This is a genomic window from Pseudomonas alcaligenes, assembly GCF_014490745.1.
GTDB classification, from domain to species: Bacteria; Pseudomonadota; Gammaproteobacteria; order Pseudomonadales; family Pseudomonadaceae; genus Aquipseudomonas; species Aquipseudomonas alcaligenes_C.
Map to the genome: position 1 here is coordinate 1,279,807 of NZ_LZEU01000001.1, position 19,524 is coordinate 1,299,330.

The 19,524-nt window shown below is 66.8% G+C and carries 15 protein-coding genes; 9 read left to right on the top strand and 6 right to left on the bottom strand.

Annotation, left to right across the window (positions count from 1 at the left end; all coding sequences use genetic code 11):
• Positions 1 to 51: 51 nt before the first annotated feature.
• Complete coding sequence (gene mhpA / locus A9179_RS05690) at positions 52 to 1,641, bottom strand: bifunctional 3-(3-hydroxy-phenyl)propionate/3-hydroxycinnamic acid hydroxylase MhpA (RefSeq protein ID WP_187804865.1); 1,590 nt, start codon at positions 1,639 to 1,641, stop codon at positions 52 to 54.
• A gap of 264 nt (positions 1,642 to 1,905) precedes the next feature.
• On the opposite strand from mhpA, the gene A9179_RS05695 reads away from it, so the two are divergent.
• The 4 genes from A9179_RS05695 to A9179_RS05710 all read left to right on the top strand — a co-directional run bounded on the left by A9179_RS05695 (position 1,906) and on the right by A9179_RS05710 (position 9,512).
• The gene (locus A9179_RS05695; RefSeq protein WP_187804866.1) at positions 1,906 to 2,550 is read left to right on the top strand and encodes an MBL fold metallo-hydrolase; all 645 of its coding nucleotides are present in this window, start codon (positions 1,906 to 1,908) and stop codon (positions 2,548 to 2,550) included.
• 122 nt (positions 2,551 to 2,672) lie between these two features.
• Positions 2,673 to 3,347: a YiaD family glycine zipper/OmpA-like lipoprotein gene (locus A9179_RS05700; RefSeq protein ID WP_187804867.1), complete on the top strand. Its 675-nt coding sequence runs from the start codon at positions 2,673 to 2,675 to the stop codon at positions 3,345 to 3,347.
• A 171-nt stretch (positions 3,348 to 3,518) separates the two neighbouring features.
• Positions 3,519 to 7,271, top strand: a complete 3,753-nt coding sequence (locus tag A9179_RS05705; protein WP_187804868.1) for a CHASE domain-containing protein — start codon at positions 3,519 to 3,521, stop codon at positions 7,269 to 7,271.
• A 105-nt stretch (positions 7,272 to 7,376) separates the two neighbouring features.
• Positions 7,377 to 9,512: a putative bifunctional diguanylate cyclase/phosphodiesterase gene (locus tag A9179_RS05710; protein ID WP_187804869.1), complete on the top strand. Its 2,136-nt coding sequence runs from the start codon at positions 7,377 to 7,379 to the stop codon at positions 9,510 to 9,512.
• A 1-nt stretch (position 9,513) separates the two neighbouring features.
• On the opposite strand, the gene A9179_RS05715 is transcribed toward A9179_RS05710, so the two are convergent.
• The 4 genes from A9179_RS05715 to A9179_RS05730 all read right to left on the bottom strand — a co-directional run bounded on the left by A9179_RS05715 (position 9,514) and on the right by A9179_RS05730 (position 14,252).
• Positions 9,514 to 10,422: an acyltransferase gene (locus A9179_RS05715; RefSeq protein ID WP_187804870.1), complete on the bottom strand. Its 909-nt coding sequence runs from the start codon at positions 10,420 to 10,422 to the stop codon at positions 9,514 to 9,516.
• A gap of 309 nt (positions 10,423 to 10,731) precedes the next feature.
• A complete protein-coding gene (pta, locus tag A9179_RS05720; RefSeq protein WP_187804871.1) occupies positions 10,732 to 12,786 on the bottom strand; it encodes a phosphate acetyltransferase in 2,055 nt (684 codons plus the stop codon).
• Positions 12,787 to 13,989, bottom strand: coding sequence for an acetate kinase (locus tag A9179_RS05725; protein ID WP_187804872.1), 1,203 nt, complete (start codon positions 13,987 to 13,989; stop codon positions 12,787 to 12,789). It lies immediately after the preceding gene.
• A gap of 2 nt (positions 13,990 to 13,991) precedes the next feature.
• Positions 13,992 to 14,252: a DUF3565 domain-containing protein gene (locus tag A9179_RS05730; RefSeq protein ID WP_187804873.1), complete on the bottom strand. Its 261-nt coding sequence runs from the start codon at positions 14,250 to 14,252 to the stop codon at positions 13,992 to 13,994.
• A 49-nt stretch (positions 14,253 to 14,301) separates the two neighbouring features.
• On the opposite strand from A9179_RS05730, the gene A9179_RS05735 reads away from it, so the two are divergent.
• The 5 genes from A9179_RS05735 to A9179_RS05755 all read left to right on the top strand — a co-directional run bounded on the left by A9179_RS05735 (position 14,302) and on the right by A9179_RS05755 (position 18,270).
• On the top strand, positions 14,302 to 14,787 hold the full coding sequence (locus A9179_RS05735; protein ID WP_187804874.1) for an FKBP-type peptidyl-prolyl cis-trans isomerase: 486 nt from the start codon (positions 14,302 to 14,304) through the stop codon (positions 14,785 to 14,787).
• Positions 14,788 to 14,945: 158 nt separating this feature from the next.
• Entirely contained in the window at positions 14,946 to 15,428 is a 483-nt protein-coding gene (locus A9179_RS05740; RefSeq protein WP_187804875.1) for a glutathione peroxidase, read from the top strand.
• Between the two features lie 122 nt (positions 15,429 to 15,550).
• Positions 15,551 to 16,288, top strand: coding sequence for a nitroreductase family protein (locus A9179_RS05745; RefSeq protein WP_187804876.1), 738 nt, complete (start codon positions 15,551 to 15,553; stop codon positions 16,286 to 16,288).
• Positions 16,289 to 16,510: 222 nt separating this feature from the next.
• Positions 16,511 to 17,104: a TetR/AcrR family transcriptional regulator gene (locus A9179_RS05750; protein WP_463604193.1), complete on the top strand. Its 594-nt coding sequence runs from the start codon at positions 16,511 to 16,513 to the stop codon at positions 17,102 to 17,104.
• Between the two features lie 56 nt (positions 17,105 to 17,160).
• Positions 17,161 to 18,270, top strand: a complete 1,110-nt coding sequence (locus A9179_RS05755) for an NADH:flavin oxidoreductase (RefSeq protein ID WP_187804878.1) — start codon at positions 17,161 to 17,163, stop codon at positions 18,268 to 18,270.
• A 69-nt stretch (positions 18,271 to 18,339) separates the two neighbouring features.
• Here A9179_RS05755 and A9179_RS05760 read toward each other — a convergent pair whose 3' ends face one another.
• Positions 18,340 to 19,521 (bottom strand): glycosyltransferase family 4 protein, encoded by a 1,182-nt coding sequence (locus A9179_RS05760; RefSeq protein WP_187804879.1) that lies wholly within the window; start codon positions 19,519 to 19,521, stop codon positions 18,340 to 18,342.
• Positions 19,522 to 19,524 lie beyond the last annotated feature (3 nt).

Genomic DNA, 19,524 nt, shown 5'->3' on the forward strand with positions numbered 1-19,524 from the left:
GGAAACTGGCTGCCGATGATAGAGCAGTGCCGGGCGTGGGTGGAGCACCAATCAGTGCCCCAGCAGCGCCAGGCATTCGGCAACCAAGGCCTCGGCGTGGGCGTGGCTGGCGTCGTGCATGATGATGCGATCCGGACGCACCACCAGCAGGCTATGGGGCGCCCCGAGGGGCATCAGGCACTGGCCCAGATCCTCGGCGAAGGGCGATGAGCTGGTGCTCACCTGTCCCTGCAGGCCGATCTGCAGATAGCCGCCACCGGCCGCTTGCCAGCGCGACTGCAGTTGCGTGCTCAGCCCGGCGCGCGGGTCGCTGCCGAGGCCGACCAGGGTCAGCTGTTCACCGAGAAGCTCGTCGCTGAGAATGATGCGTCCGTCCGCCGTACGCACCAGGCCCTGGGGCAGCAGGCCGCCGCGCTGGATGCGCGCGCGCCAGGCCTGGCGCGCGAATAGGCCGCGCTTGAAGATATTCTTCGGCTTGATCTCGAGCTCCTCGAAGTGCCGACGGGCCGCGGGAATCAGCCGCAGTGTGCGCATCAGGCCATGGCCGAGGGCGGCCAGCAGGGCATTGCGCGGCATGATCAGCAGGCCCATGAGCCTGGCCAGGCGGATCATTTCCTGGGCGTGGGGACGGCGCTCCTGGTCATAGCTGGCGAGGATTGCCGGTGCGGCCCGGCCCTGCAGCACCCAGGCCAGCTTCCAGGCCAGGTTGGCGGCATCGCGCAGGCCGGCGACCAGGCCCTGGCCGACAAAGGGCGGGGTGATATGGGCGGCATCGCCGACCAGGAACACCCGGCCCTGCTGGAAGCGCTTGCAGCAGCGGGCGTGGAAGCGGTAGACGGCTTTGCGTTCGATCTGCAGCTGCGCGGGGGCGATCCACGGCGCCAGCAGCTGGCTGATGCGTTCGTCGGCCTCCATCTGCTCGCGGGTTTCCCCAGGACGCAGCATGAACTCCCAGCGTTCCCGGCCGCCCGGCGCTGGCATATGCGGCGTGGGGCGGCGGTGGTCGCAAATGAACTCGACGTGGTCGATGGACTGGCCCTGGCGCTCGCAGGCATCGACGATCAGCCAGTCCTCGCTATAACTGCGCCCGTCGAACTCCTGGCCGATCAGGCCACGTACCACCGAGCTGGCACCGTCGGCGCCGACCAGATAGCGGGCATGAATCCGCCGGATCTGGCCGCTGGCGCCGTGCAGCAGGGCGTGCACGCCGCTGTCGTCCTGCTGCAGTTCCTGCAACGTCCAGCCGCCCTGGCTGGTGACGCTGGGCTGGCGCAGGGCCTGGCTGCGCATCGCCCGTTCCAGATCCGGCTGGTAGAAGGTCACCAGCTTCGGGTGGCCATCGATGCTGCCGGCCGTGTTGGCCCGGCCGAAGGGGCCTACCAGCGGGCAATGCATCCGCACCTCGGGAATCACGATCTTGGCGAACGCGTCCTCGGCCAGGCCGGCCAGCTGCAGGATGCGCAGCGCCTCGTTGTCGAGGGCGATGGCGCGCGGCATCAGCAGGATGTCATGGGCCTTGTCGATCACCACGACTCGCACGCCGTAGCGCCCGAGCAGGGCGGCCAGGGTGGCTCCGACCGGGCCGTTACCGACTATCAGTACATCTGCTGCTTCCGGGAGTTCGTTGTTGTTCTGCTGCATGGCGGACTTCTGCTGATGGGCGCGCTGGCGCGGGTGACAGAATTAATGCCATGTTTGTCAAAAATGAGCAATTACTCAATATTGGTGTTTTGTTCATCTGTGGGTGCCGGCGCCGAGGTGGGTCGAGGGTGTCGTCCTGCTGTGGGGGCTGTGCTGGGCGGGGCTGGCGGCTCTGTCTGCCCGCCTGGGGCAAATCGGACGAAGGCCCTCCGCCCGGCAATTCAACTGTGACAAAATTGCCGCAAACAGCCTGAAGGAAGCCCGATGGACGCCGCAAAACCTGCCCTGATCCGTGAAACCTTCCCCGTCGGCCCGTTGCAGTGCAACTGCACCATCATCGGCGACCCGGTGAGCAAGCAGGCCATAGTGGTCGATCCGGGCGGCAACCCGGAGCTGATCATGGCGCGTCTGGAGGCCCATGGCCTGAAGGTGGTGAGCATCGTGCACACCCATGCCCATCTGGATCATTTCCTCGCCTCGGGCCAGCTCAAGGAGCTGACCGGCGCCAGCCTGCATCTGCACAAGGACGACCAGTTCCTCTGGGACAACCTGGAGATGCAGTGCCGCATGTTCGGCGTGCCCTACACGCCGGTGCCAGCGCCGGATCAGTGGCTGGCCGACGACGAGGCGCTGGCCTGCGGTTGCGGCGTGGCCCTGCACACGCCGGGGCATACGCCGGGTTCGACCAGCTTCTGGTTCCCTGAGGCCAAGCTGCTGATTGCCGGCGATACCCTGTTCCGCCGTGGCATCGGCCGTACCGACCTGTGGGGCGGCGACTACGCCACCATCGAACGCTCGATCCGCCAGCGCCTGTACCGCCTGGACGAAGACGCCACAGTGGTCACCGGTCATGGCCCGGACACTCGACTGGGCGACGAAATGCGCGAAAATCCTTTTGTGCGGGCCTGAGTGGTACAGCCTGCAAATATTTGGCGGGGCGCAGGGTTCCCCTCGGGAACCGTTCGTCCGCGCTGTGTTCCAACTGTCAGCAGCCGTTCTGGCTGAGTAACAATCCCCCGGGAGTCCAATCCATGTTTACCCCTTCGCGTCTGGTGATCGCCGCTACCCTGGCGGCGCTGATGACTGGCTGTGCCTCGCAGAACCCCTATGACAACCAGAGCTCCGGTGGCATGAGCAAGACAGCCAAGTACGGTGGTCTCGGCGCGCTCGCCGGTGCGGTCGCCGGTGCGGCGATCAACCACGACAACCGCGGCAAGGGTGCGCTGATCGGCGCGGCAGTGGCTGGTGCGGCTGGTGCCGGTTACGGCTATTACGTCGACAAGCAGGAAGCCGAACTGCGCCGCAGCATGGAAGGCACCGGCGTGCAGGTCGAGCGCCAGGGCGACACCATCCAGCTGGTCATGCCGGGCAACATCACCTTCGCCACCGACTCGGCGGATATCGCCAGCAGCTTCTATACCCCGCTGAACAACCTGGCCAGCTCGTTCCGCCAGTACAACCAGAACAGCATCGAGGTGGTCGGTCACACCGACAGCACCGGCAGCCACCAGTACAACATGAGCCTGTCCCAGCGCCGGGCGCAGAGTGTGGCCAACTACCTGAGCGCCCAGGGTGTGGATGCCTCGCGCCTGAGCAGCCGCGGTGTCGGCCCCGACCAGCCGATCGCCAGCAACGCCACGGCGGATGGCCGGGCACAGAACCGTCGGGTCGAGGTCACGTTGCGACCACTTCCCAATCAGCAATAAGCCCCTCCGGAAAGCCCTCGTTTGAGGGCTTTCTGCTTTCTGGCACCGCCCGTCGAGCGAGTGGTGCAGTTCCGATTCCTGACTAGACTCTCAACAGATTTCCCTCTGTCGCGGGTTGACTCGGCGCATTGCAGGTGAGCGATGACCGCCGGCGAAGGATGAAGAATGCCCATGGACGACCCCGTTCCTCTCGTACACGCGCGCAAACCCTGGATTCCGCTGCTGGTTTCGGTTCTGCTGATGCTGGGCTTCGGTGCCCTGGTGACCTGGCAGTGGCAGATCCTCAGCGCCAACAGCAAGGCTGAGCAGCAGCGGCGCTTCGCTCTGGAAGTAGCTGGCATCGAGCAGAGCGTGCGCGAACGCATGCTGGCCTATGAAATGGTGCTGCGTGGCATGTCCGGGCTGGTGGCCGGCAGCGACGATGTGTCCTTTGAGGAGTGGCGTCGCGCCAGCGAGCAGCTGCAGCTGCAGGAACGCTACCCGGGCATCCAGGCGCTGAGCTGGAACAGCTACCTCCACAGTGGCGGTGTGGAGTCCTTTGTCGAGCGTACTCGGGCCCAGGGGCGTCCGGAGTTCCAGGCTTTCCCACCGGGGGAACGCGACGACTACCTGGTGGTCAACTTCATCTACCCGCTGGACTGGCGCAATCGCCGGGCGATCGGCTTCGACATGTACAGCGAGGCCACCCGCCGCGAGGCCATCAGCCGCGCGCGTGACAGTGGCGAGGCGGTGCTCACCGGCCCGCTGCACCTGCGTCAGGAAACCGAGCAGGATGTGCAGACCGGCCTGCTGCTGTACCTGCCGGTGTATCGCCAGGACATCCCGCAAACCAGCCTGGACGAGCGGCGTACGGCGGTGCTGGGGATGGTAGCCGGCACCTTCCGCGTGGCCGACCTGATGCGCGGTATCCTCGGGCGCAGCAGCGAGTTGTTCGAGATCGGCCTGGTGGATGCCGGGGATACCGGCAATCCGCTGCTCAAGGCGGACGGCGAGCAGGCGCATGAGGCGCGCTTCCAGGTGACCCGCGAGCTGGATATCTACGGGCGTACCTGGCAGTTGCAGGTCAGCAGCACGCCACGCTACGAAGCCTCGATGCACAACAGCGATCTCAGCTTCAGTCTGTTCAGCGGCCTGCTGGCAGCGCTGCTGCTGTCCGTCTCGGTGGGCGGCTACCTGTTCCTGCGTGAGCGCACACTCAGCCGTAGTGAAAGTCAGAGCCGCATGGTGCGCGAGCGCGAGGAGCGCTTTCGCCTGGTGGTGGAGGCTTCGCCCAACGCCATAGTGCTGGCCGACCAGAAAGGGCGGATCAGCATGGTCAACCGACAGACCGAACTGCTGTTCGGCTACGCGCGCGACGAGCTGCTCGGCGAGCCGGTGGAAAAACTGCTGCCCGAGGCCATCCGCGCGGCCCACGTCGGTTTGCGTGCGGGCTATCAGGCGGCGCCGGAGCCGCGGCGCATGGGTGGCAACCGCGAGCTGTTCGGCCAGCACCGCGATGGCCGGATGATTCCGCTGGAAGTGGGCCTGTCGCCACTGCGCAGCGGTGACGAGCTGCTGGTGCAGGCGGTGATCATCGACATCAGTGCGCGCAAGGCCGCCGAGGAGCGCTTCCGTCAGGTGGTGGAGGCCTCGCCCAACGCCATCCTGCTGGTCGACAGCCAGGGCCGGGTGGCCATGGTCAACCGCCAGACCGAATTGATGTTCGGCTATACCCGCGCCGAGCTGCTGGGCCAGGCGGTGGAGATGCTGCTGCCGGAGTCATTGCGCGGCGCGCATCCGGGGCTGCGCCAGGGCTTCTTCCGCGACCCGTCGCCACGCAGCATGGGCAGCAACCGCGAGCTGTTCGGCCAGCACCGCGATGGCCAGCTGATCCCGCTTGAGGTGGGCCTGTCGCCGTTGCGCAGTGGCGACGAGCTGCTGGTGCAGGCGGTGATCATCGATATCAGCGAGCGCCGCGCCGCCGAGCAGCGTCTGCGCGAGCAGGCCGAGCAGCTGGCGCTGGCCAACCGCTACAAGTCCGAGTTCCTGGCCAACATGTCCCATGAGCTGCGCACGCCGCTCAACAGCATCCTGATCCTCAGCGAACAGCTGAAGCAGAACATGGCCGGCAATCTCACCGAGAAGCAGGTCAAGCACGCCGACATCATCTACAAGGCCGGCAACGACCTGCTGCAGCTGATCAACGACGTGCTCGACCTGGCCAAGATCGAGGCCGGGCGGGTGCAGCTCAAGCTGGAACCGTTGAACGTCCATGACATGCTGGTGGAGCTGGATTCCAGCCTGCGTCCGATGGCCGAGATCAAGGGCCTGCGCCTGCTCAGCAACCTGGAGCCCGGGGTGCCGCGGATGATCCATACGGATCGCGGCCGCCTGCACCAGATCCTGCGCAACCTGCTGTCCAATGCCCTGAAATTCACCGAGAAGGGCGAGGTGGAGCTGTCCATCAGCCGCTCGGATACTTCCCTGGACGACGAGCGCGAAACCCTGGAGATCGTGGTGCGCGATACCGGCATTGGCATTGCCGCTGAGCAGCACGAGCGGATCTTCCAGGCCTTCCAGCAGATCGATGGCTCCACCAGCCGGCGCTTCGGCGGCACCGGCCTGGGCCTGGCCATCACCCGCCAACTGGTCGAAGTGCTCGGCGGGCAGATCCGCCTGGACAGCGTGCTCGGCGGCGGCTCGCGCTTCACCGTGCTGTTGCCGGTGGTAGCGCTGGCCCATAGCGAAACCGACGACTCGCTCAGCAGTGCGCCGCTGCGCAGCGGCCAGGGGCCGGCGGTGCTGGTGGTCGAGGACGACCTGAATTTCGCCTCGGTGATCGCCGAAGAGGCGCAGGCCCATGGTTTCTCCTGCGTGCTGTGCCGCAGCGGCAAGCAGGCGATCGGCCTGCTGCAGGGCGAGCGTTTCGTCGCGGTGATCCTCGATATCCTGCTGCCGGACATCAGTGGCTGGCAGATCTACCGGCGCCTGCGCAGCCTGGTGCAGTACCGCGATATCCCGGTGCATATCGTCTCCTGTGTGCCGCAGCCACAGGACTGGCAGGAGGACGGCACCCGCTACCTGGTCAAGCCGATCGGCCGCAGTGAGCTGGAGCAGGTATTCCAGGATATCGGCATGGCCGAGGTCGGCAGTTTCCCGCTGCTGCTGGTGGAAGACGTCGAGGTCGAGCGCGAGCACTACCGCGAGCATCTGCAGCAGCTCGGTTTCGGCGTGACTGCGGTGGGTACGGCCGAGGCCGCGCGCGATGCTTACCTGAGCCGCAACTTCGGCGCGCTGGTGATCGACCTGGATTTGCCCGACCAGGATGGCTTCGACCTGCTCGAGGCCCTGCACCGCGAGCGGCCGCTGCAGGCTACCCAGGTGGTAATCAACACCGGCGTCGATATCACCCGCAGCGACCTGCAGCGCCTGCGCCGCTATTCGGCAGTGGTGGTGCGCAAGAGTGGCGACGACCTGCAGCCGCTCAGCGCGGCCCTGCAGCGCTTCCTCTCCACCGTACGCGAGCCGCAGCTGGACAGCAGTGGGCTGAGCGGCAAGCGTGTGCTGCTGGTGGACGACGATGTACGCAACATCTACGCGATGACCGCGCTGCTTGATGAGGTGGGGCTGGCCATAGTGCCTGCCCGCGACGGCCTGGAGGCGCTGGCGTGCTTCGCCCGCGAACCCTTCGACCTGGTGCTGATGGACATGGCCATGCCCAACATGGACGGCTACACCGCCACCCGCATCCTCAAGGAGGAACGCGACTGCCAGATTCCGGTAATTGCCCTGACGGCCCATGCGATGAAGGGCGACCGCGAGAAATGCATCACCGCTGGGGCCGATGACTACCTGGCCAAGCCGGTAGGGCGCCAGGAGCTGCTGGAAATGCTCCATCGCTGGCTCAGCGATGCGAGCGAGCCGCAGCTGCAGGCGCGTGGCTGAAGCGGGCAGGAGGGACGGCGACTATGGCGGATGGACGCGGACAGCCACAGGGCGGATGCGCGCGAGGCGGGCAGCAGGCGTCGGCTGACGCCCGGGGAGGAAGGGATGGCGTGGGTGCCGCTTGAAACGCCGGCCGACAGCCAGGTGCTGTTGGTGGTGGATGATCGCGAGGAAAACCTGGTGGCCATGGAGGCTCTGCTCGGCGACGGCCAGTGGGATGTACGCACGGTCAATTCCGGCGAGGCGGCCCTGCGCTGCATGCAGGACGAGGACGTTGGCCTGGTGCTGCTCGACGTGCAGATGCCGAAGATGGACGGCTTCGAAGTGGCCCGCCTGATGCGTGGCAACCCGCATACCCGCTACACGCCGATCATCTTCCTCTCCGCCATCGCCCATACCGAGGACTCGGTGTTGCACGGCTATGCCATTGGCGCGGTGGACTTCATTCTCAAGCCGTTCGACCCCAAGGTGCTGCGGCACAAGATCAATGCCCTGCTCGAGCACGAGCGCCATCGTCACGAGCTGCAGGTGCTCAGCCAGCAGCTGGACAACGCCCGGGCCTTCAACGCCTCGGTGCTGGAGAACGCCTCCGAGGGCATCCTGGTGATCGGCCAGGACGGCCTGATCACCTTCGCCAACCCGGCCATGGCGCAGATGCTCCATGGCAGCGTCGCCGAGCTGCAGGGTACCCAGCTGCTCTCCTATCTGAAGGCGCCAGAGATGTCGCAGAACTGGCAGGACACCGAGTTCTACCGGCACTGGCGGGCCGGTCAGACCTACCGCCTGCACGACGCAGTGCTCAAGACCTTCAGTGGCAGTGTGCTGCCGGTGGCGCTGTCCTGTTCGCCCCTGCCGCAGTACCAGAATTCCATGGTGCTGATCGCCCTGGACATGTCGGTGGTGAGCAACCTGCATGCCCAGCTGGAATCCCAGGCGGTGACCGATGCCCTGACCGGCCTGCACAACCGCCGCGGTTTTCACCAGGCGCTGGAGACGGCCCTGTCGCGCATCGACCGCAGCGGCAAGCGCATGGCCGTGCTCTATCTGGATCTCGATGGCTTCAAACGGATCAACGACTCCCTCGGCCATGCCGCCGGTGATGTGGTGCTGCGCCGGGTCGCCGAGCAGTTGAAGAGTTGCCTGCGCCCCTACGACATACTGGCGCGCATGGGCGGCGACGAGTTCACCGCGCTGCTCGACTCCCTCGACCACCCGGAGGATGCCGCGCGGGTGGCGGAGAAGCTGATCGAGCTGGTCTCGGTGCGGCACAAGCTCGATGGCATCGAGTTCACCGTCGGCGCCAGCGTCGGCATCGCCTGCTACCCGGAGTGCGGGCAGACCGTGGACGGCCTGCTGCGCTCGGCGGACATGGCGATGTACGAGGCCAAGCGCGCAGGGCGCCAGCAGTACCGTTTCTTCTCGCCGGAAATGAACGGTCGCGCGCGCTCGCGGATGATGCTCGAAGAGAGCCTGCGCCTGGCCATCGAACAGAAGGATTTCGTGCTGTTCTACCAGCCGCAGATCGACCTCGCCAGCGGCCGCCTGCGCGGTTTCGAGGCCTTGCTGCGCTGGCAGCACCGGGTGGCCGGCACCGTCGCGCCAGGGGTGTTCATCCCGCTGCTGGAGGAGACCCGCCTGATCAACCGCCTCGGTGGCTGGATCTTCCGCGAGGGCATCAGCCAGTGTCGGCAGTGGCAGGCGCAGTTCGGCGACAAGCTGCTGCTCAGCCTCAACGTCAGCCCGGTGCAGTTCGGCATGCCGCAGCTGGTGGAAGACCTCTATCAACTGCTGGAGGAGCTGCAGCTCGATCCGGCGCAGCTGGAGGTGGAGGTGACCGAGAGCGCACTGATGCAGAATCTCGACAACACCCGCGAGCAGCTGCAGCAGCTGCGTGCGTTAGGCGTGCGCATCGCCATCGACGATTTCGGCACCGGCTACTCGTCGCTGGCTTATCTGCGCCACTTCGAGCTGGATACCCTGAAGATCGACCGCCTGTTCATCGCCAGCATGCTCGACTCGCGCAAGGATGCGGCCATCGTCAGCACCATCATCGATCTGGGCCACCACCTCGACCTGGAGGTGATCGCCGAGGGGGTGGAGACGGTAGAGCAGCGCGACTGGCTGATCGCCCATGGCTGCACCACCATGCAGGGCTTCCTGGTCGCGCCGGGCCTGCCGGTCGAGCAGGCCAGCGGCTTCCCGCAGCAGCTCGACTGGGCGACCTGGCGCGCGCGCGAGTGAATCAGCCGCGGGGTGGATACTGGCGGTGCAGTTCGGCCAGTTCGGCGTCCTTGGCTTCCCACAGCTGGTTGACCCACTGCTGGAACTGCAGGCGGTATTCCTCGTCCTGGTCATAGTTGCGGCCGATGAACTGGGCGGGGATTTCCAGGCGGGCGAAGCGCACCACCACCTCGCCGACGCGGCCGCAGAGCAGATCCCAGAAACCCGGGTTGCCATCGGGATAGTGGATGGTGACGTTGACGATGGCATCCAGTTGCTCGCCCATGGCATCCAGCACGAAGGCGATGCCGCCGGCCTTGGGCTTGAGCAGGTACTGGAACGGCGAGTTCTGCTGGGCGTGTTTCTGCGCGGTCAGGCGGGTGCCTTCGAGGAAGTTGAACACCGACACCGGGTTGCTCTTGTAGCGCGCGCAGGCCTTGCGCGTGGTGGCCAGATCCTGGCCGCGCTTCTCCGGGTGCTTGGCCAGGTATTCCTTGCTGTAGCGCTTCATGAAGGGGAACTCCAGCGCCCACCAGCACAGGCCGATCACCGGCACCCAGATCAGCTCCTGCTTGAGGAAGAACTTGAGCAGCGGCATGCGCCGGTTGAGCAGGTACTGCAGCACCAGGATGTCTACCCAGCTCTGGTGGTTGCTGGTCACCAGGTAGGAATGGCGCTTGTCGAAACCTTCGCGGCCGCTGACGTGCCACTGGGTGCTGCGCACCAGGTTCATCCAGAACTTGTTCACCCCGATCCAGAACTCGGCGATGCCGTGCATGACGAAGCGCAGCGCGCGCTGGATCGGCGGGATCGGCAGGAGCAGTTTGAGCAGCGCCACGGCGAACAGCGGCCAGCAGCAGAGCAGGGTGTTCAGGGCCAGCATCAGGCCGGCAAGCAGGCCGCGCAACGGGGCAGGCAGAAAATGCAGCATGGGGCTAAAGCCTTCTGGCAGAGGGGCATGCGATGTGCCCCGGATCGCTCGAAATACCTGCCGCAGCTCCCTTGTGGCAAGTCGGTTCGGTGCAAAGGTTAACGCTTGTACACTGAACGGCAAGTGCCGAGTCGGACTGGTCGGTCGCATCGGCGTGCCGCTGCAGGACGGCGGTGGCGTGCGGCGGATTCTAGCGCAAGCCATTGGCCGGGCGGGGAAAGCTGCATGCCGACGGCACGGTCGTGCTCATGCATAGGGCGGGTGAAACCCGGGTAACCGAGCAACGTGGGTTTCCCCGCCTTGGGTCTTTCAGCCCTGACTGGCCGCTTGCACGGCGGTAAGGGCGATGGTGTAGACGATGTCATCCACCAGGGCGCCGCGCGACAGGTCGTTCACCGGCTTGCGCAGGCCCTGCAGCATGGGGCCGACGCTGACGCAGTCGGCGCTGCGCTGTACCGCCTTGTAGGTGGTGTTGCCGGTGTTCAGGTCGGGGAACACGAACACCGTGGCGCGCCCGGCCACCGGGCTGCCCGGAGCCTTCTGCTGGCCGACGCCGAGGTTGGCGGCGGCGTCGTACTGCAGCGGGCCGTCGATCGGCAGCTGCGGGTTCTGCGCGCGGGCCAGGCGGGTGGCCTCGCGCACTTTCTCCACCTCGGCGCCGCTGCCGGAGTCGCCGGTCGAGTAGCTGATCATCGCCACCCGCGCCGGTACGCCGAAGGCCTCGGCCGAGGCGGCGCTCTGCCGGGCGATCTCCGCCAGTTCGGCGGCCGTCGGCTCGGGGTTCACCGCGCAGTCGCCATACACCAGCACCTGATCCGGCAGGAGCATGAAGAACACCGAAGACACCAGGCTGTAGCCGGGCGCGGTCTTGATCAGCTGTAGCGCCGGGCGGATGGTGTTGGCGGTGGTGTGGATGGCGCCGGAAACCAGGCCGTCGACCTCGTCCAGGGCCAGCAGCATGGTGCCCAGCACCACGTTGTCCTCCAGCTGCGAGCGGGCCATGGGCGCGTTCAGCCCCTTGCCCTTGCGCAGTTCGATCATCGGCTCGACATAGCGCTCGCGGATCAGATCCGGATCGAGGATTTCCAGGCCGGGCGGCAGCTCGATGCCCTGCGCCCGGGCCACCGCCTGCACGTCATCCGGCTTGGCCAGCAGCACGCAGCGGGCGATGCCGCGGGCCTGGCAGATGGCGGCGGCCTGCACGGTGCGCGGCTCGCTGCCTTCGGGCAGGACGATACGCTTGTTCGCCGCCACTGCCCGGCGCACCAGCTGGTAGCGGAACAGCGCCGGCGACAGGCGCGGCTCGCCGGGCTGGCCGCAGCGCTGGCGGAACCAGTCTGGCGACAGGTGATCCGCGACGAAATCGCTGACCTGCTCGGCGCGGCTCAGGTCATCGGCGGGGATTTCCCGGTTCAGCTGACTCAGGGCCAGCAGGGCCTGGCCGGCATCGAGCGCAGTGGCCAGCAACGGCAGGCCGGCCTGCAGGGCCGGGGCGCAGAGTTCGAGGATGGCCGCCGGCGGTTGCAGGTCGTCGCACAGCAGGACGCCGGCCAACGGCATGCCGTTCATGCTGGCCAGGCCGGCGGCGAGCAGGATATCGCCGCGGTCGCCCGGCACTAGCAGCAGGCTGCCGGCCTGCAGACGCGCGGCCAGCGGGCCGGCGCCACTGGCGCAGAGCAGTGGCTGGAGCATGCGCCGCTGGCGATAGTCACCGGCATGCAGCACGCGGGCGCCGAGCTGTTCGGCGATGTCGCAGGTGCGCGCGGCGTTGAGCTCGTCGCGCCAGGGAATGCAGCCGAGCAGGGGCAGGCCGCTGTCGCCCAAGCGCGCGTCGCGCTGCTGCAGCCATTGCGGATCGCGCACCTTGTTCAGCACCACCCCGGCGATGCGCACCCCTTCGAGCAGGTGGGCCTGGATGTCCAGACGCTCGCACAGCTCGGACGGGCTGGCGTTGTCCGGGGTAGACACCAGGATGGCCTCGGCATCCAGGCTGCGCGCCAGCTTGCCGTTGAGGCGGTTGGCGTAGCCAACATGCCGCGACGGCACCAGGCCCTCGATGATCAGCACATCCTGGCCGGCGCCGGCCTGCTGCTGCAGGCTGACCAGTTCTTCCAGCAGTTCGTCCAGCTGGTCGTCGCCCAGGCGCCGTTCGACCTGGGCCAGGGGCAGCGGTGGAGGCGGGGTGAGGCCGTGGGTGCGGGCGATCAGGGCATTGGCCAGGTGCGCTTCCTGTTCGCCGGACTGGGCCACTGCCTTGAGGTAGCCGACCTTCAGCCCGGCGCGCTGCAGGGCGCGCACCAGGCCGAGGCTGATGGAGGTGAGGCCGACGCCGTAGCCCGAGGAGATCAGCAGGAAACTGTGCATTCAGCGGCCCTCCCGGGCATCGAGCAGGGCCAGGGTGTCCTCGGCGATCTGCTTCTCCTCGTTGGTTGGCACCACCAGGATGCGCGGGCTGCCTGCGGTGTGGATGCTGCCGGTGACACCGCCGATGCAGCGGGCGTTGGCAGTCTTGTCGATGGCCAGGCCGAGCAGGCCGAGGTAGCCGACGCTCTTGGCCCGCACCAGCGCCGAGTTCTCGCCGATGCCACCGGTGAATACCAGGCCGTCCAGGCGCGGCAGGGCGCAGGCGAGGGCAGCCAGGGACTTGGCCAGGCGGTAGCAGAACACTTCGATGGCCAGGGTTGCGGCCCGGTGTCCGCGCTGGCGCGCCTGCTCCAGGCTGCGCATGTCGTTGGACAGGCCGGACAGGCCGAGCAGGCCGCTTTCGCTGTTCAGCAGGCGTTCGATCTCCTCCAGACTCCAGCCCAGCGAGCGGGCCAGGTGGCCGTGCAGGTTGGGGTCGACGTCGCCGCTGCGCGAGCCCATCACCAGGCCCTCCAGCGGGGTCAGGCCCATGCTGGTGTCGCGGCTCTGCCCGTCGACCACCGCGCAGGTCGAACAGCCGTTACCCAGGTGTGCGGTCAGCCAGCTGCTGTCGCCCGCCGCCAGCCCGCAGAGCTGGGCGGCGCGCAGGCTGACATAGCGGTGGCTGGTGCCGTGGAAGCCGTAGCGGCGCACGCTGTGCTCGCGGTACAGGTGCTCGGGGATGGCATAGCGGAAGGCGTGCTCGGGCATGCTCTGGTGAAAGGCGGTGTCGAACACGGCGATGTGCGGCAGCTGCGGATACAGGCGCATGGCCGCCTCGATGCCGAGCAGGTGTGCCGGGTTGTGCAGCGGCGCCAGTGGCACCGTGGCCTGGATCGCGGCCAGGGTGGCTGCGTCGATCAGCGCGGCCTGGGTGAAATGCTCGCCGCCGTGCACCACGCGATGGCCGATGCCGTGCAGGGTGCCGCCGCAGGCCTCGTCGACCAGCGGCAGCACCCGCTCCAGGGCCTCGGTATGGCCGGCGCCGGGCAGGGCCAGCTGCTTGCGGATGCTGCCGCCGTGCCACCAGGCCAGGCTCGCCTCGGCGCTCCCCAGGCGATCGGCCAGGCCGCTGATCAGCGGGCTGGAATGGGCCTGGCTGATCAGGGCGAATTTCAGCGAGGAACTGCCGCAGTTGATCACCAGAATATTGCGTGCCGACATGACTACTCCTTGGCTTCGGGTTCCACTGCGGCGCCTGCCTGGCGCTCTGCGGCGCACCAGCCACAGGCGAACGGCTGACCCAGGCGGCTCTGGCGCTGTTCGGCGTCGGTGACCCAGGCACGGTTCTGCCAGGGCGGCTGGTGGCGCAGGTGCTGGGTATGGCCGCAGGACAGCTCGGCCACCCAGTGGCCGTCCTCGTCCTGGTGGAAGCCCAGCAGGCGTGGCGGGCCGTCCGGCTGCTCGCGGTCGCTTTCACCCGGCATGGCAGGTAAACTCGCGCGTTCTTCACTCTCTTGCAAAGGTTAAAACCCCATGCTCATCGCCGCCAACAAGGCTGTGTCCATCGACTATACCCTGACCAACGATGCCGGTGAGGTGATCGACAGTTCCGCCGGTGGCGCACCGCTGGTGTACCTGCACGGTGCCGGCAATATCATCGTCGGCCTGGAGAAGGCCCTCGAAGGCAAGCAGGCCGGTGACGAGCTGAGCGTGGCCATCGAGCCGGCCCAGGCCTACGGCGAATACAGCGCCGAGCTGGTTGCCACCCTCAACCGCAGCATGTTCGAAGGCGTCGACGAACTGGAAGTGGGCATGCAGTTCCACGCTTCCGGCCCGGACGGCGGCATGCAGATCGTCACCATCCGCGACATCGAAGGCGATGACGTGATCGTCGACGGCAACCACCCGCTGGCTGGCCAGCGCCTGAACTTCCAGGTCAAAGTGGTCAACGTGCGTGAAGCCAGTGCCGAAGAAGTGGCCCATGGTCACATCCACGGCGAAGGCGGCCACCACCACTGAGTGGCGTCGCCTGGCAGCCTGAATGACGAGTGCGCAATACGACTTATGGTCGTTCCAAGCGCGGCTCCGGCTGCTAAGCTGAGCTAACCGAAAAGGCGCCCACGGGCGCCTTTTTCGTCCCCGCTGTGGCCTTTTTCTGCATGCTCAAGGAGTTAGCCATGAGTGCCTTCCACGACCTCAACCTGCGCACCCTGGATGGCCAGGATCTGCCTTTGGCGCCGTTCAAGGGCCAACTGGTGCTGGTGGTCAATGTGGCCTCCAAATGCGGCCTGACTCCGCAATATGCGGGCCTGGAAAAACTCCATCAGGAGTACCTCGAGCGCGGTTTCACCGTGCTGGGGCTGCCGTGCAACCAGTTCGCCGGCCAGGAGCCGGGCACGGAAGAGGAAATCCGCGAATTCTGCAGCCTCAACTACGGGGTGACCTTCCCGCTGGGCAGCAAGCTGGACGTCAACGGGCCGAACCGGCATCCGTTGTACCGCCTGCTGGCGGGTGAGGGCGCCGAGTTCCCCGGCGACATCACCTGGAACTTCGAGAAGTTCCTGGTCGGGCGCGACGGCCGCGTGCTGGCGCGCTTCTCGCCGCGCACCACGCCGGATGATCCGGCCCTGCTGCTGGCCATCGACAAGGCCCTCGGCTGACCGGCAGGCATTTGCCCGCCAGCTGCGGGCAAATGCGCCAATGCTCCGGCTGTTTTGCCCTCGCGGCTTGTCGCCGTGCTGCTCGCGCTGCTTAATCGGACGACTTGCCGAGGAGCAGCGCGATGACCAGTTTCCCCCATGACGAAACCGTGGCTCATGCTTCGCCGGCCGCCTTGCGCGCGCTGATCGAGAGCCGCCGCTCGGTGCGTCGCTTCAGCACCGAGCCGGTGCCGGATGCGGTAGTACGCGACTGCCTGGAACTGGCCGTGCTCGCGCCCAATTCCTGCAACCTGCAGCCCTGGAGCTTTCAGGTGATTCGCGATCCGGCCCTGCTGGCGCGCCTGCATCCGGTGTGCATGAGCCAGAACGCGGCCAAGGCGCCACTGCTGATCGCTGTGCTGGCCCGTCCGGACACCTGGAAGCAGGCCTGCGCCAATGTCATCGAATACTGGCCAGAGGCCGAGGTGCCGGGGCGTATCCGCAGCTTCTACCGCAAGACTGCACCCTTCCAGTACAACCAGGGCCCGCTGGGCCTGCTCGGCCTGTTCAAGCGCCAGCTGGTGCGCCTGGTCGCCCTGCGCAAACCGCTGATGCGCACCCCCAACAGCCGCGCCGACATGCGCATCTGGGCGGTGAAGTCCACCGCGCTGGCCGCCGAGAACCTGATGCTGGCCTTCCAGAGCCATGGTTACGCAACCTGCCCGATGGAGGGCTTCGACGAGGTACGCCTGCGCAAGGTGCTCGACATTCCGCGTCAGGCCATCCCGATCATGCTGCTGGCGGTCGGCCGGCAGGGCGAGAAGGGCGTGTACAACCCGCGCCTGCGCTTTCCCCTGGAGCAGCACGTCACCTGGCTCTAGAAATCTATTTAGGATCTCTTGATCGTCGGCCATGCGGCGTTGAAATGGGGCTCGGACTGCTCATTTACACTGCGTAAACTCCGCGTCCTCGCCCCATTTCGCCTTGCCTGGCTCTAGCTCAAAAGATCCTAAACAGATTTTTCGCGTGTCCGCTTCTGGAGCTAAATCACCGTAATCAATAGTGCTGGGCGGGGCGAGACGACCGGTCATATGCTCGCCGCCATGAACAGCACTATCCGACTCGACAAGCGTGACCTGATCCTGGCCAAGGGCTCGGACGTGATGACCCGTCGCGGTTACCACGGCACCGGCGTGCAGGAGATCGTCCAGGCCGCGGGCATCCCCAAGGGCAGCTTCTACCACTACTTCGCCAGCAAGGAAGACTTCGCCCTGCAGGCCCTGGAGTTCGTCTACCAGCCGCGCCTGGCGCGCTACGCCGAGGCCCTGAGCAACACGGCGCTGAGCCCGCGGGCACGCATCCTGGCCTACTACCGCGACCTGCAGGCGCACTTCGCTCGCCAGGACAAGGGCCAGTACCACTGCTTCATCGGCAGCCTGAGCTTCGAAATGGCCGAGCTGCTGCCCGCCATCGGCCAGCAGGTGGAAAGCATCCAGCAGGCTTCGGTGGACATTCTCCAGCAATGCCTGGAGCAGGCCCGCCAGGTCGGCGAGCTGAGTGCCGACGAAGACTGCGGCAACCTGGCGATATTCATCAGCAATGCCTGGCAAGGCGTGCTGGCGCGGCTCAAGGTCGGTGGCAACACGCAGACCCTGGATGCCTTCATCACCCGTCTGGAGCTGCTCCTGCAGCCCTGATTTTTTAACCGCCTTTCAACGAGACGACCGGTCATCTGCCGGTTCAAGGAGACTTCATGAGCGCCCCGACACAAGCCCTGTTCCAACCCTTCCGCCTGGGCAACCTGGAACTGCCGACCCGCGTGGTGATGGCGCCGATGACCCGTTCCTTCTCCCCGGGCGGCGTGCCCAATGCGCTGGTCGTCGAGTACTACCGTCGTCGCGCCGCTGCCGGCGTCGGCCTGATCGTCACCGAAGGCACCACCGTCGGCCACAAGGCCGCCAACGGCTACCCGAATGTGCCGCGCTTCTACGGTGAAGACGCCCTGGCCGGCTGGAAGCAGGTGGTCGATGCGGTGCACGCCGAAGGCGGCAAGATCGTTCCGCAGCTGTGGCACGTGGGCAACGTGCGCAAGCTGGGCACCGAGCCGGACGCCAGCGTGCCGGGCTACGGCCCGAGCGAAAAAGTGAAAGATGGCAACGTGGTCGTCCACGGCATGACCAAGCAGGACATTGACGAAGTCATCGCCGCCTTCGCCCAGGCTGCCCGCGACGCCAAGGCTATCGGCATGGACGGCGTGGAGATCCACGGCGCCCACGGCTACCTGGTCGACCAGTTCTTCTGGGCCGGCAGCAACCAGCGCACCGACGAATACGGCGGCGACCTGGCCCAGCGTTCGCGCTTCGCCATCGAGCTGATCCAGGCCGTACGCGCCGCCGTCGGCCCGGACTTCCCGATCATCTTCCGCTTCTCGCAGTGGAAGCAGCAGGACTACACCGCACGTCTGGTGCAGACCGCCGAGGAACTGGGCGCCTTCCTCAAGCCGCTGGCCGATGCTGGCGTGGACATCTTCCACTGCTCGACCCGTCGTTTCTGGGAGCCGGAATTCGAAGGCAGCGACCTCAACCTGGCCGGCTGGACCCGCCAGCTCACTGGCAAGCCGACCATCACCGTGGGCAGCGTCGGCCTGGACGGCGAGTTCCTGCAGTTCATGGTCAACACCGACAAGGTCGCCGAGCCGGCCAGCCTGGAAAATCTGCTGGAGCGCCTGAACAAGCAGGAGTTCGACCTGGTAGCTGTGGGCCGCGCCCTGCTGGTCGACCCGGACTGGGCGGTGAAGGTGCGCGACAGCCGCGAGCAGGACATCCTGCCGTTCAGCCGCGAAGCCCTCAAGCAGCTGGTCTGATTCCCCGCTTTACCCCTGTGCGCCGAGTGAGTCGGCGCACTTTTCGAGCCCCGGCACACCGGGGCTTTTTTATGCCGGCGGCAAACCCGGGTGGCGGGCCTGCAGCAGCTGCGCCTCGAAGCGCTCGATGATCTCTTCCCAGCCCTGGCGGCCGGCATGTTGGCGGGCGTTCAGGCGCACCCGGCGGCGGGTTTCGCTGTCTTCCAGCAGCCACTGCGCCGCTTCGATAAAAGCGCGTTCGTCCCCCGGAATGGCCAGTGCACCATTGTGCCCGTGGCGGATGTGCTGGGCAGCGGCGGCCTGGTCGTAGGCCACCACCGCCAGGCCCGAGGCCAGGGCTTCGAGCACCACGTTGCCGAAGGTCTCCGACAGGCTGGGAAAGAGAAACAGGTCGCCGCTGGCATAGTGTTCGGCCAGTGCCTCGCCGCGCTGCACGCCGCAGAACAGGGCGTCCGGCAGCTGCGCCTGGAGTTCCGTCCGGCTCGGCCCGTCGCCCACCAGCACCAGCTTCAGGCGCTGTTGCGGGTAATGCTGCTGCAGTTGCTGGAAGCTCTTCACCAGCAGCGCCAGGTTCTTCTCCGGAGCCAGGCGGCCGACATGCAGCACGGCCAGTTCGTCGTCACCCAGGCCCCAGTGGCTGCGCAGCGCGGGCGAACGCCGGGTGGGGTGGAACAGCTGGCCGTCGACCCCGCGCGCGAGCAGTTCCAGGCGCTCGAAGCCGCGGCGCTGCAGCTCGAGCTGCTGGCTGGCGCTGGGCACCAGGGTCATGCGCGTGCGGTTGTGGAACCAGCGCAGGTAGCCGGTGAGCAGGCGGCTGAGCAGGCCGAAGCCGTAGTGATCGCTGTACTGCTGGAAGTTGGTGTGAAAGCCGCTGACCACCGGAATCCCCAGGCGCCGCGCAGCGCGCAGGGCGGACAGGCCGAGTGGGCCTTCGGTGGCGATGTACAGCACGTCCGGGCGGTTGCGCTGCCAGCGGCGCAGCAGCTTGTGCAGCGCCGACTGACCCCATTGCAAACCCGCGTAACCGGGCAGCGGCCAGCCGCGGGTGAGCAGCAGCTGGTCGTCGCTGGCCTGCAGGTCGCCGGGCTGGCGTGGGCGGATCAGTTGCAGGCGATGGCCGCGGCTGAGCAGGCCCTGATACAGACGGCCGAGGGTGTTGGCGACGCCATTGACCTCGGGGGGGAAGGTTTCGCTGACCAGGGCGATATGCAGGCTTGTGACATTCATGGCGCCAGTCTGGGCTGGCGCCATGTA